Source organism: [Clostridium] colinum, assembly GCF_940677205.1.
GTDB lineage: Bacteria > Bacillota > Clostridia > Lachnospirales > CAG-274 > Tyzzerella > Tyzzerella colina.
Map to the genome: position 1 here is coordinate 1851222 of NZ_OW712331.1, position 24321 is coordinate 1875542.

A 24321-nucleotide genomic window follows, 5' to 3' on the forward strand; every position below is an offset into this window, starting at 1 on the left:
AGATGTGAAGAAACAAACGCTAATTAGTTTAATAATATTATTTTCATTAGCTGGTGTATTAGGTGCATTTTTAGGTGTTCAAAAATTAATTATACTTTTAATGGTATTAGCTATATCTGGTCTTGTCTTTGCTGACTATCAAATTATAGCATATGCCCTTTGTCTATATCCTTTTATAGATTTTATACTTAGAAGTTTTGCACCAAGTATAGCTAGCATATGGGACGAACTTTTATTTATAGCTATGTTTTTAATCTGGGGCTATAAATACCTTAGATATAGAGACCAAGAAGGCTTTAAACAAACCCCTTTAGACTTACTTGTTATTCTATTTTTAATAGCAATGATTGTCGTACTTATACTAAATTCTCCAGATTATAAAATATCCTTAGAAGGCTTTAGAGCTGTTGTACAATACATACTTTGGTATTTTGTTATAATACAGCTTTTAAAAGATACTAATGGTGCAAAAAGACTATGCCTTATATTTGTTATAGTTGTTTCTTTAATGGCTATACACGGCGTATATCAATATATAATAGGTGTTGAGATGCCTGCTGGCTGGGTAGATAGCAAAGAAGCTGGCGTTAGAACAAGAGTATTTTCTATCCTTACTAGCCCTAATATATTAGGCTCTCTTATGACTTTAGCTTTACCTTTAACATTATCTTTTGGTGCTATATCTAAAAATAATAAAACTAAAGCACTATTTTATATATTAGCATTAATGATGGTAGCTTGCTTAATATTTACTTTTTCAAGAGGTGCTTGGATAGGCTTTGGTGTGGCTATTTTGGCTTATGTATTTTTAAAAGATAAAAGGCTTTTAATACCTGTTATTATATTAGGTTTACTTGCTATTGTTTTAGTACCAGGCATAGCTAATAGAATAACTTATATGTTAAGCCCCGAATATATAGAAAGTAGCCTTAGAGGTGGTAGGCTTGTAAGATGGTTAACTGGTCTTCAAATATTAAAAGGTACTCCCCTCTTTGGCGTAGGTCTTGGACATTTTGGTGGTGCTGTTGCTATAAATAATAATCTTTCTTATCTAGTTGGTACAGAAATGGTAGAAACTTTTTATATGGATAATTACTATTTAAAAACGGCTGTTGAAACTGGTCTTTTTGGCTTATTTGCATTTGTAATACTTATGTATCAAATAATAATAAATAGTATAAGAACGATTAGAATAACAACAGATAAAATATCTAAAGAACTAGAAATAGGTATCTTTGCTGGCCTTTTTGGAGTTATTGTCCACAACTTTGTAGAAAATGTTTTTGAAGTACCTATGATGACATCTTGTTTTTGGCTTTTAGTAGCAGTACTTATGCATTTTTGGTATATAAATTATAATAAAAATACAGTTTTAACAAATAAAAAATAAGAAGGGATAACCAATGATTAACTTATTAATAGCTGGCTATCATGGATATGGAAATTGTGGCGATGAGGCAACTTTAATGGCTATGACAACAAATATTAAAGAAATGGCACCAGATGTTAATATAACCGCTATTTCCCATATTCCTGAATTGACAAAAACCGAATACAATATTAATTCTGTGCAAAGATTTAATGCTATTGAAGTAATTAAAGCTATTTTTAAAAGTGATATCATACTATCTGGCGGAGGAACTTTAATACAAAATGGCACTAGCACACGTTCACTTTTATATTATTTAAGCATAATAAAAGTTGCAAAGCTTTTTAAGAAAAAAGTAATGCTTTATTCTAATGGAATAGGACCTGTAAATGGCAATATAAATAGAAAATTAGTAAAAATGGTAGTAAACAACGTAGATTTAATTACCCTTAGAGAAGAATTTTCTAAAAATGATTTATTAGATATGGGCGTTAAAAAACCAGAAATCCATATTACGGCAGATGCTGCATTTACCCTTAAATCAATATCAGATAAAAGTGCAATAAACTTTTTAATAAAAGAAAAAATACCACTTGATAAAGACATTATAGGTGTATCTGTTAGAAATTGGAGCAAAGCAAAATATGGTGATAAATACATTAAAGAAATTGCCAAAGCCTGTGATAATATGGTAAAACAAGACAAAACTGTTCTCTTTATACCTATGGAACAACCAAAAGATATAGAAACCTCTAAAAAAGTTATGTATGAAATGAAACAAGATAGCTATATATTACAACAATCGTATAAACCAGACGAAATACTTGGTATAATAGGACAAACAAAACTTATACTTGGTATGAGACTTCATACATTATTATTTTCTGCATCAAAAAAAGTACCTATGATAGGGTTAGTTTATGACCCTAAAATAGAATATTATCTAGATGTTTTAAATATGCCAAATGGTGGTGATATTAGAACTGGTGATATAGATGCAAAAAAACTTACAGCTCAAATGGAGGGTATGTTTATGGGGCTTGAAAGATATGAAAATATACTAGCCGAAAAAATAAACATACTACTAGATAAAGCTAAACAAAATGAAATTCTTTTAAATAAAGAACTTAATAAAATAAGAAATAAGAAAAAATAACTTATTTATAGGGGGAATAAAAATGAAACAAAAAATTTTAGTTGGAATACAGATATTTTTAGCTACAACAACTATAGCAACTGTTATAGCATTTGCTAACCCTGCTGGTAGCTCAGAAGACCCGTTGGTAGCTAAAAGCTATGTTGATGATAAAATAAACCAAGTTTTAGAAGTAATAAACAGTACAATTAACACAGAAGGCGAAATATCTAATAATACTAATGTTCAAATTAGTGGTAATAGCTTTAAACCTGTTTTAGTCGAAGTTGGACAAACTATATATGGAAAAGAAGGTACAGAAATTATATTAAGAAGTGGAAAAGGTAATGCTGTAATACCTGGTGCAGAAGGTATTGCTAATATAACAAATGGTCTAGAAGTTAAAAATAAAAATACTATAAATAAAAATCACCTTCTTATAATACCTAGAAGTGACGGTAGAGGTATAAAAGTTACAGAAAAAGCTTGGTTTTTAGTAAAAGGTGATTATGAAATAAAATAAAAGGAGTTTTTATATGTCTTCTACAATTTGCAACATATTAGGCGTTCCTATAAATAATATAACTTTAAATGAAGCTTTAAATTTAGTACTTTTATTTCTTGAAAATGATGAAAAAAAATTAATTTTTACACCTAACCCTGAATTTATTATGAATGCTCTTCAAGATGATGAATTTATGGATATTTTAAATAAAAGTAACCTAAATATACCAGATGGTATAGGAGTAGTTATAGGTGGAAAAATGTTAGGCTACAACATAAGAAAACGTGTAGCAGGATTTGATTTAATACAAAATATTTTTTCTAAAATAAAAAATACAGATAAAACAGTATATTTTCTTGGTGCTAATGAAGAAACTATTAATTTGGCTAAAGAAAAAATGGAACAAAAATATAAAGGCCTTAAAATAGTTGGTGTTCATAATGGATATTTTACTGAAGAAGAGGATAAAATAATAATACACAATATAAATAAACTTAATCCAGACTTATTGTTAGTTGGGCTTGGCTCTCCTCGACAAGAAAAATGGATATATAAAAATAAAGATTTACTTAATGTTAAGGTTATGATAGGTGTTGGTGGTAGCTTTGATGTTATGAGCGGAAATGTAAAAAGAGCTCCTAAAATTTTTATTAAGCTAAATTTAGAATGGTTTTATAGACTTATAACACAGCCAACAAGGTTTAAAAGAATGTTAAAGCTACCTTTATTTATTATAGAAGTTTTAAAATATAAAATAAAAGGTGGTAAAAATGAAAGAAATATTAAGGAATAAAACATTTAAAAAATATTTAAATATTATTGTTGGTTGTCTTTTGTTATCTATTTCACTTAATGTTTTTTTAAAGCCTAATCACTTTGTATTAGGTGGTGTTACTGGTTTTGGTATTATATTAGATAGTGTATTCCAATCAACTTTTGCTATACCTTTTCCACTTTCAATAAGTAATATTTTAATAAATTTACCTTTATTTTTAATAGCATATAAAATTTTTGGATTTAAATTTTTAGGTAATACTTTATTTGCTACTTTCTTTTTATCTTTTTGTTTAGCTATTACAGATTTTTTACCAACATTTACAGAAGATATATTTTTAGCATCAGTTTTTGGTGCAGTTTTAGATGGTATAGCACTAGGTCTTATTATAAAAAATAGATGTAGCACAGGTGGTACAGACCTTTTAGCTATTATTATTAATAAATTTATAAAACATATACAAATATCTAAAATACTTCTATGTATAGATGCTACTATTATTTTTATAGGTGTAATTGTTTTTGGTGTCAAACCTACATTATATGCTATTATGAGCGTATTTATAGTTAGTAAAGTTATAGGAACAGTTGTAGATGGTTTTGACTTTGCTAAAGCTGTATTTATTATTAGCGATAAATATGAAGAAATTGGGAATAGTATACTAAACATCATAGATAGAGGTGCAACTTCATTAGATGCTCAAGGTATGTATACAAAAAATAAAAAAAATGTTATATTTTGTATCCTAAAACAAAAACAAATACCTGAGCTTAAAGAAGTTGTTGCAGATATTGATGAAAATGCATTTGTTGTTATAGATAATGTTAGTGAAGTTATGGGCAGAGGATTTAAAGGTATTATTGATAACAATTAACTTATATAAAAATAGAGTATATTAAAACAAAATATGATAAAATAAAAATATCATAATTTTAAAATATACTCTATTTTTTAAATAATTATTAATTTAAATTATTTTCTATTTTTTTTCCTTGATTTTTTAAAATTATACATATGTGTATCTGCCAACTTTATAATCTCATCTCTAGAAAACTTATTATCTGGCATAATATCTACAACTCCATAGCTAATAGAAGTTTTATATGGTTTATTAAACATCTTGCTAATATTATTAACTTTTTCATAGCACCTAATAATACATTTCATAGTAGCATAAATATCTGTATGCTCTAAAACTATTAAAAATTCATCTCCACCTATTCTTCCAATATCTTTACCTACAAATTCGTCAATTAAAATCTTTGAAACTGCTTTTATATAAAAATCCCCTTCATCATGCCCATATACATCATTTGTTATTTTTAATCCATCAATATCTACAAATACCACACAAAAAAATGGTGTTCCTTCTAAAATATTATCTATTTTGTTGTATATAACTTCTCTTTTTAAACAAGATGTAAAATAATCATAGTTTGCTTCATTTTCTAACCTTTTTAATACTATTTCATCTTGTTCTAACTCTTTTTGTATACTTTCTGCTTTAACAGCATATAACTGTAGTTTTCCTAAAATATAAGAATATAATAAAGTCAAAAAAAATCCAAGCATTGCACAAATACCTACTTTTATATTTAATATATTTATTGAAGGCATATTAACTTCTTTATATAAAAAATAAGTATTTAAAAATAAAAATAAATATAAACTCGTAAAAATAGATAAAGAAAATTTCAAGTTATTTTTATCTGTTATAATCATATTCATATAATCTACTCTAAAAAGTGATAAAAACACACAAATATATACAATACTTGTTAAAAATGTTAATATAGTAATATTTATTAAAGCATTATTATTTTGAATTATATTAAATACAGGTATTTTATGTATTAATGCAAAAGTAGATATATATATTAATCGTATTGCAAAAAAATTTATACAAAAACCAAATGTTCCAAAAATAATTTTTAGCCATTTATCATTAAATATTAATTTAAATTCTAAACATAAAATAATAAAGTATATTATCATAAACATGTACTCTGTCAAATATATGTTATAATATAAAGCACAACCTAAAATAAAAACATTAATTAAAAATAAAACATATATATAGTTTGTTTTTATAACTCGTCTCGAAAATACATTTGATGAATATAAAAATCCTATGTAAATATATATAATACCTAGTAAAAAACAACATAATTTTAACATTAAAAAATTATTCTCCTTTTAGCTGACTTTTTTCTCTCCTCATTTTATCATCAGCAATTTTAATAATATTTTCTACACCTGTTTTTAATAATTCTTCATCAACAAATATATATCCTATACTAGCTGATACCTTATAACTATTTGTTATTTTATCAATAAAATTAATTTTTAAATGTATTCTTTTTAATATATCTTTAATATCTTTTTCCTTTAAATCATTTAAAATTATAAGAAATTCATCTCCACCTATTCTAGCTATCAAATCATTTTCTCTTACAGCTTCTTTTAATATTTTACTAATATTAATGATATATTCATCTCCAAATTTATGTCCTAAATTATCATTAACACATTTTAAACCATCTATATCTATAAATAAAAGTGCAAAATTATAAATATTATTTTCATATTTATGTGTTAAATCACACATAATATATTTTCTATTATAGCAAGATGTTAAATCATCTTTCAAAATTTTATCTTCCATACATTTTATATTTATTGATTTTTTTAATTTAACAATTTCTAATTCATCTGACTTTCTCTTAAAAGCAACCATTTTTACACTTTTTATACTATAAAAAAGTAATATATAAAACAATGCTGCATTTAAAATTGGTGTTGCAATAAAAATTGGTAAATATTCAACAAAATAATTTTTTTGATGAATAACTATAACATCTGTAATACTATATATTAAAATTAAAATTATTATAATAGAAATTACTAATGAATATATTGGCATTGTTGAAATTTTTTTTATATCATCAATTGGCACAAATCTTAATAGAATATTAAAAACTATAAATAAAATAAAAAATACTATAAAAAAACAATTAAAAAATAATGTTTTATTATTAAAAATTTCATATGGTGTTTTATCTATTATATATGCATATATTGGTAAAATGATAAGTTGTACAATACTCATATTAATAATTAAAACTCCAGAACATAAAAAAGCCTGATTAAATTTTGATTCTGAAAATAATAAAAATTCTATTGTTAATACTATTAAAGCTAAAAAATATGCTATATAATAGGGTATTCCTATTTTATAAAGATAAATCATTAAATAAGTATTAAAAAATGATATTAAGCAATATAAAATAATATTTCTTTTAAAATTTAATAAAATTTTGGAAATATTTTTAAAAATATATAAATTAACGCAAAAAAATATAGCCATAGAAAGAACCATATTATATAACCTCCGCAGTAATCTATCTATATTTAAAGTAGTATTAAACATAAATTTATCATATCTAACCTATATTACACTTTTATTAACTATTACTTATATAATAACATAAAAATCTATTTAAGGTCAATATATTTTTAATAAGTTATTAATAATTTTTTTAATTTATAAATATAACTAAACCATAATTTAATTTATAAGTATCTAAGTATTAATGGTAAATAACCTTATAAAATAAATAATATTATATATGCAAAAAAGGATTGTAGTATACAATCCTTTTAATTAACTAGCGACCCAAAAGGGGCTCGAACCCTCGACCTCTGGCGTGACAGGCCAGCGCTCTAACCAACTGAGCTATTGGGCCAAAGTGGATCCTCAGGGACTCGAACCCTGGACCGTCCGGTTATGAGCCGGATGCTCTAACCAACTGAGCTAAAGATCCATACTATTGATTAAGAAATCAAAGCCGATGAAGGGACTCGAACCCCCAACCTGCTGATTACAAGTCAGCTGCTCTGCCAATTGAGCCACATCGGCTTATTTAATACGGCAACCACTTACTTTCCCAGGCGGTCCCCCACCAAGTATCATCAGCCGTTTAGGTCTTAACCTTCGTGTTCGGTATGGGAACGGGTGTTTCCCCTAAACGCATCATCACCGTAAATTTTTAGAGTTTATACTCTCAAAACTGATAGAAAACACAAACCAAACTAAAAGAATTAAACAAAATCATTGGACAAGCACTCGACCATTAGTACCTATCAGCTAAATACGTTACCGTACTTACACCTTAGGCCTATCAACCTCGTCGTCTTCAAGGGGTCTTACTTGCACTAGGCAATGGAAATCTAGTCTTGAGGTTGGCTTCACGCTTAGATGCCTTCAGCGTTTATCCTTTCCAAACTTGGCTACTCTGCCGTGGCATTGGTTACCAACAGATACACCAGCGGTTCGTCCATCCCGGTCCTCTCGTACTAAGGACAGCTCCTCTCAAATTTCCTACGCCCACAACGGATAGGGACCGAACTGTCTCACGACGTTCTGAACCCAGCTCGCGTACCGCTTTAATGGGCGAACAGCCCAACCCTTGGGACCTACTTCAGCCCCAGGATGCGATGAGCCGACATCGAGGTGCCAAACCTCCCCGTCGATGTGAACTCTTGGGGGAGATAAGCCTGTTATCCCCAGGGTAGCTTTTATCCGTTAAGCGATGGCACTCCCACTTGTTACCACCGGATCACTAAGTCCTACTTTCGTACCTGCTCGAACCGTCGCTCTCGCAGTCAAGCCTTCTTCTGCCTTTACACTCTTTGAATGGTTTCCAATCATTCTGAGAAGACCTTTGAGCGCCTCCGTTACTCTTTCGGAGGCGACCGCCCCAGTCAAACTGCCCGCCTAACAATGTCCCTCTTCTGGATCACAGAAGCAGGTTAGAAATCCAATACTACAAGAGAGGTATCCCAACATCGACTCCACCAATACTGGCGTACTGGCTTCTCAGTCTCCCTCCTATCCTGTACATGTAATACCGAATCCCAATATTAAGCTGCAGTAAAGCTCCATGGGGTCTTTCCGTCCTGTTGCGGGTAACCAGTATCTTCACTGGTTCTTCAATTTCACCGGGCGTGTTGTCGAGACAGTGCTCAAATCGTTACACCTTTCGTGCGGGTCAGAACTTACCTGACAAGGAATTTCGCTACCTTAGGACCGTTATAGTTACGGCCGCCGTTTACTGGGGCTTGAATTCAAAGCTTCGGATTGCTCCTAACCTCTCCTTTTGACCTTCCAGCACCGGGCAGGTGTCAGCCCCTATACTTCACCTTTCGGTTTAGCAGAGACCTGTGTTTTTGCTAAACAGTCGCTTGAGCCTCTTCTCTGTGGCCTACTCTCGTAGGCTCCCCTTCTCCCTAAGTTACGGGGTCATTTTGCCGAGTTCCTTAACAACACTTCTCCCGTCGGTCTGTGGATTTTCTCCTCGTCTACCTGTGTCGGTTTGCGGTACGGGTACTAATAACACTATAGCGGCTTTTCTTGACAGTGTGGATTCAGAAACTTCGCTACTTTTCTTCACTCCCTATCACACTTCACCTTTAGATATGTGATTTGCATCATATCCACAGCTTTGTGCTTAGCCGAGTATTTCCTTTCCTCGGTTTTCCTATCCTCCTGTGTCCCCACAGTTCTGATTATTAGTAGTACAGGAATTTAAACCTGTTATCCATCGACTACGTCTTTCGACCTCGCCTTAGGTCCCGACTTACCCAGAGCAGATCAGCTTTACTCTGGAAACCTTAGACATTCGACCTATATGATTCTCACATATATCTCGCTACTCATTCCGGCATTCTCTCTTCTGCTTCGTCCACCATTCCTTTCAGTTTGGCTTCATCCTTGCAGATTGCTCCTCTACCAATTGTACATTCGTACAATTCCGTAGCTTCGGTGGTGTGTTTTAGCCCCGGACATTTTCGGCGCAAAAACTCTCGACTAGTGAGCTGTTACGCACTCTTTAAATGAGTGGCTGCTTCTAAGCCAACATCCTAGTTGTCTTCGAATTCTCACATCCTTTTCCACTTAACACACACTTTGGGACCTTAGCTGTCGGTCTGGGCTCTTTCCCTTTTGACTATGAAACTTATCTCACATAGTCTGACTCCTGTGCATCATCTTTCTGGCATTCTTAGTTTGATATGATTTGGTAACCCGCGAAGGCCCCGCACCAATTCAGTGCTTTACCTCCAGTAGATTAACACAAGGCTAGCCCTAAAGCTATTTCGAGGAGAACCAGCTATCTCCGGGTTCGATTGGAATTTCTCCGCTATCCACAAGTCATCTCAACCTTTTTCAACAGATACGAGTTCGGTCCTCCATTACCTTTTACGGTAACTTCAACCTGCTCATGGATAGGTCACCCGGTTTCGGGTCTACACCTACAAACTTGTCGCCCTTTTCAGACTTGGTTTCCCTTCGGCTTCTTAGCTTCTTACTAATTAACCTCGCTTGCAAATGTAACTCGCCGGACCGTTCTACAAAAAGTACGCAGTTGTTACTATTGTAACTCCCACTGTTTGTAAACAAAGGGTTTCAGGTTCTTTTTCACTCCCCTCCCGGGGTTCTTTTCACCTTTCCTTCACAGTACTATTTCACTATCGGTCATCAAGGAATATTTAGGCTTGGGGGGTGGTCCCCCCGGCTTCCCACAGGGTTTCTCGTGTCCCGTGGTACTCTGGATTCTGCCTCCTGACTCCAAATTTCGTCTACTGGACTTTCACCTTCTTTGGTTTGCTTTCCCAAAACAATTCGACTATTCTTTGTCAATGGATTATGCAGTCCTCAACCCCGACAAGCACGCTCGTCGGTTTGGCCTTCTTCCCTTTCGCTCGCCGCTACTTAGGAAATCGATTTTTCTTTCTCTTCCTGTTGCTACTTAGATGTTTCAGTTCACAACGTTCCCCCTACATACCTATTTATTCAGTATGCAGTAACAGAGCTTTTCTCTGCTAGGTTTCCCCATTCGGATATCCACGAGTCGCTGACTGTTTGCGTCTCATCGTGGCTTTTCGCAGCTTTCTACGTCCTTCTTCGGTTCTTGATGCCAAGGCATTCACCCTTTGCTCTTATTAGCTTGACCTTTCGGTTTCTTTATTTATTCACCGAGATATTGTTTAAATCTTTTTTCGGAAAAACTTTTATTTCTTGCTTTTACCTCTTAAACATTTTTGTCTGGCTCACGATATCGTTTTCTCAAACTTTATCGCGTTGTGTTTTCTATTCAGTTTTCAAAGTACAAATTTACATAACCTTTTTACAAAGATTAATAATAATTGGTAACTTTCGTTACCGAGTGGAGATGACGAGATTCGAACTCGTGACCCCTTGCTTGCAAGGCAAGTGCTCTCCCAACTGAGCTACACCCCCATATTATATTTTAAACATTATTAAAATTTCTTACCAGTGGGCTTAAATGGACTCGAACCATCGACCTCACGCTTATCAGGCGTGCGCTCTAACCAGCTGAGCTATAAGCCCATATTTAATACGGCAACCACTTACTTTCCCAGGCGGTCCCCCACCAAGTATCATCAGCCGTTTAGGTCTTAACCTTCGTGTTCGGTATGGGAACGGGTGTTTCCCCTAAACGCATCGTCACCGTAAATTTTTCAGTATTTAATTCTACCTTTTTTATTAAAGGTAATATATAATTTTATTTTATAAAATTAACACTTAAACACTCAAAACTAAATAATCAATGAATTAGTTTCCCTTTTTCCTTAGAAAGGAGGTGATCCAGCCGCACCTTCCGATACGGCTACCTTGTTACGACTTCACCCCAGTCACTGGCTTCACCTTCGACTGCTCCTCCCTTGCGGTTAGGTCACAGGCTTCGGGCGCTTCCAACTCCCATGGTGTGACGGGCGGTGTGTACAAGACCCGGGAACGTATTCACCGCGACATTCTGATTCGCGATTACTAGCGATTCCAACTTCATGTAGTCGAGTTGCAGACTACAATCCGAACTGGGACTGCTTTTTTGTGCTTTGCTCCATATCACTATCTTGCTTCACTTTGTTACAGCCATTGTAGCACGTGTGTAGCCCTAAACATAAGGGGCATGATGATTTGACGTCATCCCCACCTTCCTCCGTGTTATCCACGGCAGTCTCCCTAGAGTGCCCATCCTAAATGCTGGCTACTAAGAATAGGGGTTGCGCTCGTTGCGGGACTTAACCCAACATCTCACGACACGAGCTGACGACAACCATGCACCACCTGTCACCGATGTTCCGAAGAAAGTCTGCATTACACAGATTGTCATCGGGATGTCAAGTTTAGGTAAGGTTCTTCGCGTTGCTTCGAATTAAACCACATGCTCCACCGCTTGTGCGGGTCCCCGTCAATTCCTTTGAGTTTCAACCTTGCGGTCGTACTCCCCAGGTGGAGTGCTTATTGCGTTTGCTGCGGCACCGAGAATCTCTTCCCAACACCTAGCACTCATCGTTTACGGCGTGGACTACCAGGGTATCTAATCCTGTTCGCTCCCCACGCTTTCGTGACTCAGCGTCAGTTTCAGTCCAGTAAGCCGCCTTCGCCACCGGTGTTCTTCCTAATATCTACGCATTTCACCACTACACTAGGAATTCCGCTTACCTCTCCTGTACTCTAGTTACACAGTTTCTTATGCAGCCCTGAGGTTGAGCCCCAGAATTTCACATATGACTTGCATAACCGCCTACTCACCCTTTACACCCAGTAAATCCGGATAACGCTTGCACCATACGTATTACCGCGGCTGCTGGCACGTATTTAGCCGGTGCTTCTTATTCAGGTACCGTCATTTATTTCTTCCCTGTCGATAGAAGTTTACATACCGAAATACTTCTTCCTTCACGCGGCGTTGCTGCATCAGGGTTCCCCCCATTGTGCAATATTCCCCACTGCTGCCTCCCGTAGGAGTTTGGACCGTGTCTCAGTTCCAATGTGGCCGATCACCCTCTCAGGTCGGCTACTGATCGTCGCCTTGGTAGGCCTTTACCCCACCAACTAGCTAATCAGACGCGGGCCCCTCCTATACCACCTCAGTTTTTCCAACTTGTAGATGCCTACTTGTTGGCTTATCAGGTATTAGCATCAATTTCTCAATGTTATCCCTGTGTATAGGGCAGGTTACCCACGCGTTACTCACCCGTCCGCCGCTAAGTTTTATAAAAGCAAGCTCCCATAAAACTCCGCTCGACTTGCATGTGTTAGGCACGCCGCCAGCGTTCATCCTGAGCCAGGATCAAACTCTCATTTTAATTCTTTAAACTTTAAGTTTAATTAGCTCAGATTACTCTGACTTTTTCTCTTTTTCAGTGTTTTTTCTCACTTGAATTTTTTCGGGTTGTCTAATTCACTTTTTGATTATTTAGTTTTCAATGTTCAATCTTTTATAATGTCTTTAACTAATCTCATTTTTTATAAATTTTATTAGTTACTTGTTCTATTATAACATTTTTTTCATTTTTGTCAAGCTTTTTTTATTTTATTTACTTGACTTCCAATTTATTGTCGTTTTAGCGACTTTATCATTTTATCACTTGTCTTTTACATTGTCAAGAACTTTTTTCATCTTTTTTACATTTTTGCTTTATTTTAGCGACTTAGTTAGTCTACCATATTTTTTTTACCTTGTCAACACTTTTTTATAATTTTAAAAAATTATTTTATCAATTGTTGACGACTCGATTAGTTTATCACATAAATTTAAATATGTCAACAGTTTTTAATATATTTTACCACATTTTTTAATCATAAATAGCTTTTTATACTAAAATTAAAAAATCTATAACCGTTTAATTAAAGGTAAAATAAATAATAATCTTTAATTTACCTTTATAATTTTAAATACAAAACTTTACTTAATAATTATATAAAAAACAAGTTTATAAGTATTGTAGCCCTTGCACGAAAAACCTTAATTTATTCATATAATAACTCATCGTAATAAACTTACTATATAAAATGAAAGGGTGTAGACTTTATCTGCACCCTTTAAAAACCTTTTAATATTTAACCACCGAATTTATATTATAATCGCCTAATATGCTTCTTCCTTTTAATTCTTCAAGCTCTATAAAGAAATTAAGGCTAACAACCTCTGCTCCAATGCTTTCTACAAGCTCTATAATAGCTTTACAAGTGCCTCCAGTAGCTAATAAATCATCTACAATAATAACTTTATCTCCTTTTTTTATTGCATCTTTATGTATTTCTAAAGTAGCACTTCCATATTCCAAATCATACTCTTTTGATATAGTCTCAGCTGGCAATTTCCCTGCTTTTCTAACTGGTATAAACCCTTTGTTCATATTATATGCAATAGGCATAGCAAATATAAACCCACGAGATTCTGGGCCTAAAACATAATCAAACTCAATATTTTCAAGTGTTTTTTGCATTTCATCAACAGATTTTTTTAAAGCCTCTTTATCTTTTAAAACTGTTGTAATATCTCTAAACAAAACCCCTTCTATTGGATAATTAGGTATTGTTCTTATTACATTTTTTAAATCCATAGTGTTTTCTCCTTTTCAAGAAATCCTAAAATCTTTTAATATTAATTGCACATTTTCAATATCATTAAATATATTTATATCAATAGAATATACTACATCTAATTTTAAGTCAATATCTTTTTTTATACCGACTAAAAGTTTTTCAACTTCATTTTTACTAATATTATCGTTTAATATGTTTAAAAATTTATTATACCCATCAAAACTTATAGCTTTAACACTTGTTGTATTGTCATTTAATACAAATTGTATAATATTATTTTCTTTCCCTACAAATCTTATGCTTTTAATTTTAACATTTTTAGTAGCAAATATAGCCCCTTTGTTTTCTTTCCCAATAGGTTTCATTTTATTAAACTCTTTAGCTAAATCTAAATTTATATCACAAAAATGTAGTGCTTTATCTATAACTATGTTTTCTTCAAAATCTTCATAAGTTAACGTACAATTTTCATTTATCATTTTTCTAAATAAATCTATATTTTCTTCTATCAAAGATAAGCCTGCAGCCATTTTATGTCCACCAAATTTTGTAAATAAACTTGAACATTTTAATAATTCTTCAAACATATTATAAGCAGGTATACTTCTTCCAGAACCTTTAGCACCATCTTTAGCCCTAGTTATTACAAAAGTAGGCTTATAATAAATTTCTTTAATCCTTCCTGCCACAATTCCAGCTATAGATTCGTGTATTTTGTCATTATATACTACTAATACTTTATCATTTTTTATATCACTGTTTTCTATCATATTAAATATATCTTGTACTGCATTATGTGTTAGCTCTTTTCTTTCACAGTTAAGGCTTAATAACTCTTTTGCTAATATTTCAATTTTTTCTTCTTCATCTGTTGTAAATAATTCCACTGCCTTTAAAGCACTTTCAAGTCGTCCACTAGCATTTATACACGGGCCTATTATAAATCCATAATCATTTTCATTTATTAGCTTTTCTTCTATGTTATTAACTTTTAAAATTTCAAAAAGCCCTTTATTAATATACTTGTTATTGTTAAGTATGTCCAAACCCATTTTCACAATAAGTCTGTTTTCATCTAATAAATCTACTATATCACATAATGTTGAAATAGATGCAAATACTAAATACTCATCAAGATTTTCATCTATTTCCATATATTTAAAAATACCTTCTACAAACTTGTAGCTAATACCTCCCGCTGATAATGCTTTAAATTTATACTCACATTTTTCTTGTTTAGGATTAACTATTACATCTGCATTGGGCAATATTTCTACTTTTTTATTTTCTTCTTCAAAAAATCTAGGCTCATGATGGTCTAGTATAATTATATCCATATTATTTTCTTTTATATAATCTACTTCTTCTATGCTAGCTATACCATTATCACAAGTAAAAATTACATCTACACCTTTATCTTTAACCTCATCTATAGCTTGTATATTAAGTCCATATCCTTCTTCTTCTCTATCTGGTATATAATAAATTACATTAGCGCCTATTTTTTTTAATGCCTTATATAAAATAACTGTGCTAGTAACACCATCTACATCATAATCACCATATATACATATTAATTCATTTTTGGATATAGCTTCTATAATTTTTATAAATGCTTTTTCCATATCTTTCATTTCTAGTGCATCATAAAAAAATTTTTCATCACTATATAAATATGTATTTAGTTTTCTTCTTGTTAAAATATCTCTATTAGCTAAAACTGTTGCAAAAATTTCACTTATGCCAAATTCATTAACCATTTTAGCTATGTTAGCTTTTGGGTTTCTAATTGTCCATTTAGCCATTTTTAGCTCCTTTCTATTATTTTAATGTATATATAAATATTATAAATTATAACCTTTAAAGGCTGAAGACAAAGTCCTCAGCCTTTAATATAAATTTTATAAACTACTTTTATTAATTAGCTTTTTTAGTTTTAATATTATTTAGCATATACCATATAGGACCAGCTATAAATATAGATGAATAAGTACCACAAATTATACCAACAGCGATAGGTAAAGCAAATATTTTTACAGATTCAACACCAAAAATATATAAACAAATTACAGTAAAAAATGTAGTTAAAGATGTAAAAATAGAACGTCTTAAAGATTGGTTTATACCTGTATTTATAAGTTCTTCATCAAGCTTACCAGCTTTACCTTTGTTTTCTCTTATCCTGTCAAAAATAACTATTGTAGCATTAATAGAATAACCAAGTACAGTAAGTATAGCCGCTATAAAAGCATCATTTAAAGGTATTCTAAATATAGCATAAAATGATATTAATATTAAAGCGTCGTGTAAAAGTGCAATTATTGCACTAGCACCTGTTTTTAAGTTTTTAAATCTAAAAGAAATATATATAAGCATAGCTACACAAGATACTAATATAGCTACAAATGATGTTCTTTTCATCTCATTACTTATTGTAGCGCTTATGTCTCTAATAGAATAATCATTTTGTGTCAATTCATATTTTTTAGATATAGCCTCTGTAAAAGCTATTCGCTCATCTTGTGTTAAAGAACGAGTTTTTATAATAACGCTTTGTCCATCACCAACAATTTGTATTTGAGCATTATCTATATTAACACTATCTTTAAGTATAGCATCTATGTCATCACTATTTACGTCTTTACCATTTAAAGATATTTCAATAGATGTACCACCTGTAAATTGTATATCATAGTTAAAAAAACCTTTGCCTTGACTATTGTTATAAAACATAAATCCAAGCCCAATAGCTATAATAATAGTGGATATAGTAATATATATATATCTATTTTTTATTATATTCATTTTAAAGCCTCCTTATTTACTTCCATATAGCTTAGGTGAGTTTATACCTGCATTAACCATAGCTTTAATAATTATTTTTGTAACAACTAAAGCTGTAAACATAGAAAGAACTATACCAATCATTAATGTTTGTGCAAATCCTTTTATAGGTCCACTACCTAACCAATATAAAACACCACCTGCTATAAGAGTTGTAATATTACTATCTAATATAGCTGGAAAAGCTCTAGAAAATCCTTTATCCACTGCAAGTCTTATAGTTCTACCTTGTGCAAGCTCTTCTCTTATTCTTTCAAAAATAATAACGTTAGCGTCAACGGCCATACCTACAGATAATATAATACCTGCTATACCGTGTAAAGTTAAAGTTATGTTAAGTCCGTTTAATAATATAAGCTCTAAAAGTATATATATAACTAAAGCAAGGCTTGCTGCAAACCCTTTTGCTCTATAAAATAAAACCATAAATAATAATACTAATAAAATACCAATAACTCCGCCTAAAATACTTGTTTTTAAAGCATTTGCTCCAAGAGTAGCTCCTATTGTGTTCATTTCTAATATTTCAAGCTCAAAAGGTAAAGACCCTGCTCTTATTAAAGATGCTAATTCTTCTGCACTTTCTATGTCAAAGTCACCTTCAATAACTGCTTTTCCATCTGGTATAACAGTATTAACAGTAGGTGCACTTATAATTTGGTCATCAAGCATTATAAATATAGGGTTTCCTATGTTTTCTTCTGTTGCTTTTTTAAAATCTTGTTTACCTTTTTCATTAAACTCTAAACTTACAACTATTTTAGATTGACCTGTTTGGTCTGTATATGCTTGTTTTTTAGCATTAATAACGTCTTCACCTTTAACAACTACTTGTCCGCTATAATCTAAAAAAGATAACTTAGCAGTTTGTCCTATTTCAGATACGGCAGTTTCTACGTCATCAACACCAGGTATTTCTACTCTTATTCGCTTATCTCCTTCTTGATAAACATTAGCCTCTGTCCAGCCTTTTCTGTCAAGCCTTTGTTGTATCATAGATACGGCCGATTCCATTTTTTCTTTCCAAGATGACTCGCCTAAAGATTCTACTTCTTCTTCACTTGTAGATGAGCTTTCTTGGCTAATAGTTTCGCTACTGCTTTCTTGTGTGCTATTTTGCTCACTACTACTTTCAGTTTCATTGTTGTTTAAATCACTTTGTGGCAATGTTTCTTCTTTTGCTTCATAAACGATATAAACACCACCGCTTAAATCTAAACCTTTTTCTATGTTTCTATAGCTAAGTATATGTCCATTACCATAACCATTATAAGATGTATAAAAGAGTACACCTGTAATAACGAATATTATAAAAAGTAATAAAATATTTTTAGTTTTCATAGATTTCATATATTTTTCTTCCTTTCTTGTTTAATATATTAAAATACATAAACAATTTTTTAGGTTTATCTTATTTATATTATTCTCTATTTTTTTGAATAATATTTTGTATATTTTTATAATTATTATATAAGACTTTTTATAATAATTAATATTTTTTAAATCTATTCTTCTTTTAATGCTTCATAAACTTTCATCATAATAGAACATTCTGTTCTTTTCTTTTGCATTTCACATCCTATGTCATAAGGAGTAACAAGGTCATTATGCATATTGTTAGAGCTTGCCGCACAACCTCCGCTACAATAAAATTTTGCCCAACAAGTTTTGCAAGCAGGCTTAGAGTATACGTTTATACTTTCAAAATTTTCCCTAATGTCTTTTCTTTCAACTCCGTCAAAAACAGTACCCATTTTAAACTGTTCTTGTCCTACAAATTGATGACAAGGATATAAATCACCTTCTGGAGTAACAGCTAAATATTCAGTTCCAGAGCCACAGCCAACAAGCCTTTTATAAGCACAAGGACCACCTGTTAAATCTATCATAAAGTGGAAAAAGTTAAACCATTTGCCTTCTTCTCTTCTTTTTAACATTTCTTTAGCTAATTTTTCATACTCTTCAAAAATTATAGGTAAATCTTCTCTTCTTATTGCATAATCTTCTTTTTCGTCAGTAACAACAGGCTCCACGCTAATTTGTTTAAAGCCTAAATCTGCAAGATGTAATACGTCATTTGCAAAGTCAAGATTATTTCTAGTAAAAGTACCTCTTACATAATAGTCCATTTGGTTTCTATCTTCTGCCATTTTTACAAATTTAGGTACAATGTTGTCGTAACTACCTTGTCCACCAACACGCACACGCATTTTGTCGTTTATCTCTTTTCTACCGTCTAAACTTAAAACAGCATTATGCATATTTTGGTTTATATACTCTGCTATTTCATCATTTAATAATATACCATTTGTTGTCATAGTAAATCTAAATTTTTTATTATGTTGTTTTTCAACACTTCTACCATACTCTACTATTTCTTTAACAACATTAAAGTTCATTAAAGGTTCTCCACCAAAAAAGTCTATTTCAAGATTTTTTCTAGAGCCTGAGTTTTCTATTAAAAAGTCAATAGCTTTTTTACCAACTTCAACACTCATAAGAGAACGCTTACCGTGATATTCTCCCTCTTCTGCAAAACAGTATTTACATTTAAGGTTACAATCGTGGGCTATATGTAAACAAAGTGCCTTTACAACTGGTTGTCTGTTGTTTACTTCTGGTATGATACCAGAAAAAATATCTGGAGAAAATAAAACTTCGTCTTTTTCTAATTGTTTTATTTCCTCATAAGCCTCTTTAATATTTTCTTCATTATACTTTTCTTTTAATATATTAATTATATTTTCTAATGTTTCTTTTTTATAATAATCTAATATATCATAAGAAATATCGTCTACGCAATGAACAGACCCACTATTAACATCTAAAACAATGTTTAAGTCGTTCATTTTATATTTATGTATCATTTTAATCCCCTTTCAAAATTTCTTACTAAAATAGTAAACCACTATTTTACCATTTAGTCAATAAAAATTTATATTGTAATGTTAAAATAACAAAATACAATATAATTTTAAATATATATTTAAAGCAAAAACCATAGCTTAAAATGGTTTAAGCTATGGTGCTATTGTTTTTAGGCTAATTATTTTACCATTTCACATTTTTGGTTAGCAACTGTACAAGATGTTTTGCAAGCAGATTGACAAGATGTTTGACATTCACCACAACCGCCTTTTGCCATAGTGCTTTTAAGTAACTTTGTGTTTAATGTTTTAATGTGTTTCATTTTATATCCTCCTAAAATGGTTAAATTAATAGATACAAAGTATTATAACACAAATTTTAACCTTTTTCTATATTTATTTTATTATTTTTTACTATTTATACCAATAATTCCCCCTATACCCCCTGCAGATATTGATAAAACAATAATCATTATCATTTTAGAAGTTATTTTAATAGTAGGCAAAATACAAAAACTAACCATTATCATAATAAGAGCATAAATTACACCTACAAGCATACCAAATATCAAACCTTTGCTTTTAACACCTTTAGATGCTATAACCCCACCTATTAAAACAGAAACAACAGTAGTTATCATAACAACTAATTGCATATTTTTTTCTGTTGTTTCTGTATATGTAAGTAATATTCCATAAACTATAAAAACTATTGCTGTTATTAAATATGAAAATATAGCTCCTTTAGTTAAAGATATTATAGTATTGTTTGATTTTTCATTAACATTAACCTTTTTATTTTGTGTCATAAAGCCCTCCTTTAAAAAAAACTACTTATTCCTATTGTATTAATTTAATTTTTGTTTTATGATAATATTAGTTTATTAACTATACAACTTAAGAGGTGATTTTATGATAGACCTTCATACACATACAACATTTTCAGATGGTACTTATTCTCCACAAGAGCTTATAGAGTTAGCCTATAAAAACAATATAAAAGCAATATCTATAACAGACCACGATACAATAGAAGGTATATGTTATGGACAAAAAAGAGCAGAAGAGCTTAACATAGAGCTTATTAATGGTATAGAATTTTCGGCCAAATATAATAATATAGAAGTACACATTTTAGGTTATTTTTTAGATATTAATAATCAGTCTTTTCTGAAATTTTTAGAAGGTTTAAAACAAACAAGAGAAGAAAGAAATTTAGAGCTTATAAATAAATTAAATAGCTTAGGGTTAGATATAACCTTAGACGATGTAAAATCTTTATCTCCTATGGGCTTAATAACAAAAGCACATTTTGGTGTTGCATTATGTAAAAAAGGCTATGCAAAAACAATTAAAGAGGCTTTTAGTCTTTATCTAGGCAAAGATAAACCAGCTTATGTTAAAAGAGATTTAATATCATATGAAGATGCAATAAATGCTATATTAAATGTAAAGGGCATACCTGTTTTAGCACACCCTATGATATATAAAATACCAGAAAAAGATTTAGATATATGTATAAAAACATTAAAAAATGCAGGACTTAAAGGTATAGAATGTTATTATCCTTCAAATTCTTTAAAACAAACAAACTTTTTATTATCTTTAGCTAAAAAATATGACCTTAAAGTAACTGGAGGAAGTGATTTTCACGGAGATAATAGACCTAATGTATCTTTAGGCAATATTTTTTTAAACAAACAAATTGATTATAAAATATTAGAAGATTTAAAAACTTTAAAATTATAAAAACTCTAATAAAACTAAAGACAAAATAAAATTTATAAATAAAAATAAATACTCAAATTGAAGTTTTAATAGTGATTTAGCACCTTGTACGCAAAAACTTTGCTTTATTCACGCAGTAACTCGTCGTGATAATTTTGTTATTCCAACGAAAGGTTGTAGACTTTATCTACAGCATCATCTAACTTTTTATTTTTAGGAGGTAAATTATGAAAGATAAAAATAGTATAAAAATAATATCACAAAATAAAAAAGCATTTCACGATTACTTTATTTTAGAAACTTATCAAGCTGGCATATCTTTAAAAGGAACAGAGGTAAAGTCTTTAAGAGCTGGTAGATGTAACCTTAAAGATAGTTATATAAAAATAGAAAACAATGAAGCATATATAAAAAATATGCATATAAGCCCTTACGACCACGGAAACATTTTTAACCACGACCCATTAAGAGATAAAAAGCTTCTTTTGCATAAATATGAAATAAATAAACTAATAGGTGCTTCTACAATAGATGGACACACATTAGTACCTACAAAAATTTATTTTAGTGGTAGTTATATAAAAGTAGATATTGCCATAGCTAAAGGTAAAAAATTATATGACAAACGCCACGATATAGCTAAAAAAGACCAAAAAAGAGAAGCAGAAAAAGATTTTAAACTAAAACTACAAGCCTAATTTTAGTTATATAATAAAAAAGTTCAATTGTTTTTTCAATTGAACTTTTTTATTATATAACTGTATTTATTTTATATTATAATTTTGGTATAAAATTATAATAATATTCTAAAGGAGCATCATTTAAACAAGCTTCTATTATTTGTCTGCCTAAAGGATTTAAATCATTAGTGCAATATTTTTTTAATTCTTTTTTAAAGAAGTCTGTAAGCATTTTTGCTCCAACATCATATGCTTTATCACCTACTTCTGGCTGTTTGTTAACTTTTAAAAAGCCTTGAGGTATACGCATACCATCTATTTTTATACTTTCTGGTATATATCCTAAAATAGGACATCTAGCTTCTTCTAACACTTCTCTTTTAAATTTACATCCTCCACGTCTAGATAAATATTCTCTTGTTGCCCATTGAGCTCCAAAGCCTACTTTATAAGCTCCAATATATTGATTTGGTATTAATATATAGCGTGTAGATAATGTATTTAAAATTTGGTCTAAAAGCAAGTTAGCTTGGTCAACCATTTTACCTGTTGCAAATGGCCAATAAGACCCTACACCTTCGCTTTTCATTCCACCACCATTATCTACAATAGATGGGTTAGCAAACCCTCTAGGAGAAACTAAACGCCATAACCAAGCAAGAGAAGGTGGTAAAACGTGTAACATACCTATTATACCATAATTAGGGTTTTCTTTTGTTGTAGGAGGCGTCCTAACACCAAAACTTCTTATATCTACCTCCATAGCTTCGTTTATAACATTTGATTTTGCTTTTCTAGGTATTATAATACGAGGGTTTGGACAAGGTACACCTGGTTTATCTTCAGTATGTTCCCATATAAGACAAGTAGAGTTTGCTACACCTTGTATGTTAAAAAATACAAGTGGCTCTGACGGGTGCATACATATTTTTTCTGTTTCTGGTTCTGTACCATATCTGTTTATATGGTCTACTCTTAAAAACCAACCATATTCAGCATCTGCCACTACTAGCTTATTGCTACCATTTTGTATAGATGGGTGAGCTAAAGCCATATCATCTGTTACTGGGTTAAGCTCACAAGTATCAGCTAATCTAACTAAAGTTTCTTCTCCTGTTATAATGTTTGTTCCTAAAAGTAAACGTCCATCTTTTTTTCTATGAAAAGGCTCTGTCATTTCGCTTTTGCCACCACCAGATGCACCTTCGTGCATAATAGTTAAAGTAAGCTCATAAGGTGTAGTTATTTTTACAGTAGATGCGTGTAATGTGTTCCAGCCTTCTTTTTCTCCAAGGTTTAAAAGTATGCTATACACACCTTTTTTAGCACTAGGCCCTGGATATAAATTATAAGAAAATACTTCGTGTATATTCTCTAATCTGTTATGAACAACTATTTGTTTTCCTTCATATAGCATATGTCTAAATGGAGGAGCTACATATATTATAGCTTTTGGGCTAAATCCTTCTCTTATCTCACTTGCTGGTATAAACCCTTGTAAATCTGCAAGACCTGCTCCAAAAAAGGCAGAATTAGCCGGCATAATAGCCAATGCTTCATATCCTATTTTTAGCTCATCATTACCTGCAAAAAAAGGCAACAATAAAAGCTCTTCTTGTTGTTTTAACCAATCAAAAGTAGCTTTTCTGTCATTATCAAAAGACTTATTAAATCTTTCTTTATATTTTGGCTTATCTGTTGGTAAATTGTCCGCAATAACCATACTGTTAGGGTCACGTCTTCTAAGGCTTACATCTTCAAAATTTACAGCTATACCATTTTTGCATCTTACAACAGTTGCTTCTTTAATGTTTTCTCCATTTACATTATATATAACATCAAAAGTGTCGTTTTCTTCGCCACCAAGTGCTAAATTTAAAAGCTCAGTTTTACTATCTGGCACTATTATTTTTGCATTTGTATTTTTTAATATATCATCAACCATTTTAGGTAAAATTATTTTATCTAAAGCTAAATTATGCATAAAATCACTCCTAA

General features: G+C 31.1%; 17 protein-coding genes, 5 tRNA genes and 4 rRNA genes. 7 read left to right on the forward strand and 19 right to left on the reverse strand.

Going from position 1 to position 24321, the window contains the following annotated elements; all coding sequences use genetic code 11:
- Positions 1-4: 4 nt before the first annotated feature.
- The 5 genes from NBW53_RS08965 to NBW53_RS08985 are packed head-to-tail and all read left to right on the forward strand — an operon-like array spanning position 5 to position 4658.
- The gene (locus NBW53_RS08965) at positions 5-1390 is read left to right on the forward strand and encodes an O-antigen ligase family protein (protein ID WP_250277925.1); all 1386 of its coding nucleotides are present in this window, start codon (positions 5-7) and stop codon (positions 1388-1390) included.
- Positions 1391-1403: 13 nt separating this feature from the next.
- Positions 1404-2525, forward strand: coding sequence for a polysaccharide pyruvyl transferase CsaB (gene csaB / locus NBW53_RS08970; RefSeq protein ID WP_250277926.1), 1122 nt, complete (start codon positions 1404-1406; stop codon positions 2523-2525).
- A 22-nt stretch (positions 2526-2547) separates the two neighbouring features.
- Entirely contained in the window at positions 2548-3027 is a 480-nt protein-coding gene (locus NBW53_RS08975) for a hypothetical protein (RefSeq protein WP_250277927.1), read from the forward strand.
- 13 nt (positions 3028-3040) lie between these two features.
- Positions 3041-3802 (forward strand): WecB/TagA/CpsF family glycosyltransferase, encoded by a 762-nt coding sequence (locus NBW53_RS08980; RefSeq protein WP_250277928.1) that lies wholly within the window; start codon positions 3041-3043, stop codon positions 3800-3802.
- Positions 3780-4658, forward strand: coding sequence for a YitT family protein (locus NBW53_RS08985; RefSeq protein ID WP_250277929.1), 879 nt, complete (start codon positions 3780-3782; stop codon positions 4656-4658). The genes NBW53_RS08980 and NBW53_RS08985 overlap by 23 nt, the downstream gene beginning before the upstream one ends.
- Before the next feature lie 98 nt (positions 4659-4756).
- On the opposite strand, the gene NBW53_RS08990 is transcribed toward NBW53_RS08985, so the two are convergent.
- The 18 genes from NBW53_RS08990 to NBW53_RS09075 all read right to left on the reverse strand — a co-directional run bounded on the left by NBW53_RS08990 (position 4757) and on the right by NBW53_RS09075 (position 20724).
- A complete protein-coding gene (locus NBW53_RS08990; protein ID WP_250277930.1) occupies positions 4757-5797 on the reverse strand; it encodes a GGDEF domain-containing protein in 1041 nt (346 codons plus the stop codon).
- A gap of 172 nt (positions 5798-5969) precedes the next feature.
- On the reverse strand, positions 5970-7214 hold the full coding sequence (locus NBW53_RS08995; RefSeq protein ID WP_250277931.1) for a GGDEF domain-containing protein: 1245 nt from the start codon (positions 7212-7214) through the stop codon (positions 5970-5972).
- Positions 7215-7456: 242 nt separating this feature from the next.
- Positions 7457-7530 (reverse strand) — tRNA-Asp (locus tag NBW53_RS09000).
- Positions 7531-7534: 4 nt separating this feature from the next.
- A tRNA-Ile gene (locus NBW53_RS09005) sits at positions 7535-7608 on the reverse strand.
- A 22-nt stretch (positions 7609-7630) separates the two neighbouring features.
- Positions 7631-7703, reverse strand: a tRNA-Thr gene (locus NBW53_RS09010).
- A gap of 7 nt (positions 7704-7710) precedes the next feature.
- A 5S ribosomal RNA gene (rrf, locus tag NBW53_RS09015) occupies positions 7711-7828 on the reverse strand.
- A 70-nt stretch (positions 7829-7898) separates the two neighbouring features.
- A 23S ribosomal RNA gene (locus tag NBW53_RS09020) occupies positions 7899-10797 on the reverse strand.
- A 214-nt stretch (positions 10798-11011) separates the two neighbouring features.
- A tRNA-Ala gene (locus NBW53_RS09025) sits at positions 11012-11084 on the reverse strand.
- A gap of 37 nt (positions 11085-11121) precedes the next feature.
- A tRNA-Ile gene (locus NBW53_RS09030) sits at positions 11122-11195 on the reverse strand.
- A gap of 7 nt (positions 11196-11202) precedes the next feature.
- Positions 11203-11320: ribosomal RNA gene (gene rrf, locus NBW53_RS09035) — 5S ribosomal RNA — on the reverse strand.
- Positions 11321-11441: 121 nt separating this feature from the next.
- Positions 11442-12961: ribosomal RNA gene (locus tag NBW53_RS09040) — 16S ribosomal RNA — on the reverse strand.
- The 16S, 23S and 5S rRNA genes sit together here with 5 tRNA genes alongside, the layout of an rRNA operon.
- A gap of 747 nt (positions 12962-13708) precedes the next feature.
- Positions 13709-14221, reverse strand: a complete 513-nt coding sequence (locus NBW53_RS09045) for an adenine phosphoribosyltransferase (RefSeq protein ID WP_250277932.1) — start codon at positions 14219-14221, stop codon at positions 13709-13711.
- A gap of 15 nt (positions 14222-14236) precedes the next feature.
- Positions 14237-16009, reverse strand: a complete 1773-nt coding sequence (gene recJ / locus NBW53_RS09050) for a single-stranded-DNA-specific exonuclease RecJ (RefSeq protein WP_250277933.1) — start codon at positions 16007-16009, stop codon at positions 14237-14239.
- A 112-nt stretch (positions 16010-16121) separates the two neighbouring features.
- Positions 16122-17009 (reverse strand): protein translocase subunit SecF, encoded by an 888-nt coding sequence (gene secF / locus NBW53_RS09055; RefSeq protein WP_250277934.1) that lies wholly within the window; start codon positions 17007-17009, stop codon positions 16122-16124.
- Between the two features lie 12 nt (positions 17010-17021).
- Positions 17022-18398 carry a protein translocase subunit SecD gene (secD, locus tag NBW53_RS09060; RefSeq protein WP_250277935.1) on the reverse strand — a complete coding sequence of 459 codons (1377 nt, stop codon included), beginning with the start codon at positions 18396-18398 and terminating at the stop codon, positions 17022-17024.
- 155 nt (positions 18399-18553) lie between these two features.
- Complete coding sequence (gene scfB, locus NBW53_RS09065) at positions 18554-19915, reverse strand: thioether cross-link-forming SCIFF peptide maturase (RefSeq protein WP_250277936.1); 1362 nt, start codon at positions 19913-19915, stop codon at positions 18554-18556.
- A gap of 179 nt (positions 19916-20094) precedes the next feature.
- Complete coding sequence (scfA, locus tag NBW53_RS09070) at positions 20095-20238, reverse strand: six-cysteine ranthipeptide SCIFF (protein WP_250277937.1); 144 nt, start codon at positions 20236-20238, stop codon at positions 20095-20097.
- A gap of 81 nt (positions 20239-20319) precedes the next feature.
- Positions 20320-20724, reverse strand: a complete 405-nt coding sequence (locus NBW53_RS09075; protein ID WP_250277938.1) for a TIGR04086 family membrane protein — start codon at positions 20722-20724, stop codon at positions 20320-20322.
- A 103-nt stretch (positions 20725-20827) separates the two neighbouring features.
- Here NBW53_RS09075 and NBW53_RS09080 point away from each other — a divergent pair, with 103 nt between their 5' ends.
- Both NBW53_RS09080 and smpB read left to right on the forward strand, forming a co-directional pair.
- The gene (locus NBW53_RS09080) at positions 20828-21664 is read left to right on the forward strand and encodes a PHP domain-containing protein (protein WP_250277939.1); all 837 of its coding nucleotides are present in this window, start codon (positions 20828-20830) and stop codon (positions 21662-21664) included.
- 206 nt (positions 21665-21870) lie between these two features.
- A complete protein-coding gene (gene smpB / locus NBW53_RS09085) occupies positions 21871-22341 on the forward strand; it encodes an SsrA-binding protein SmpB (protein ID WP_250277940.1) in 471 nt (156 codons plus the stop codon).
- 76 nt (positions 22342-22417) lie between these two features.
- Here the strand turns inward: smpB and NBW53_RS09090 are convergent, their stop codons facing one another.
- Positions 22418-24307, reverse strand: a complete 1890-nt coding sequence (locus NBW53_RS09090; protein ID WP_250277941.1) for a DUF4914 family protein — start codon at positions 24305-24307, stop codon at positions 22418-22420.
- Between the last annotated feature and the right edge of the window lie 14 nt (positions 24308-24321).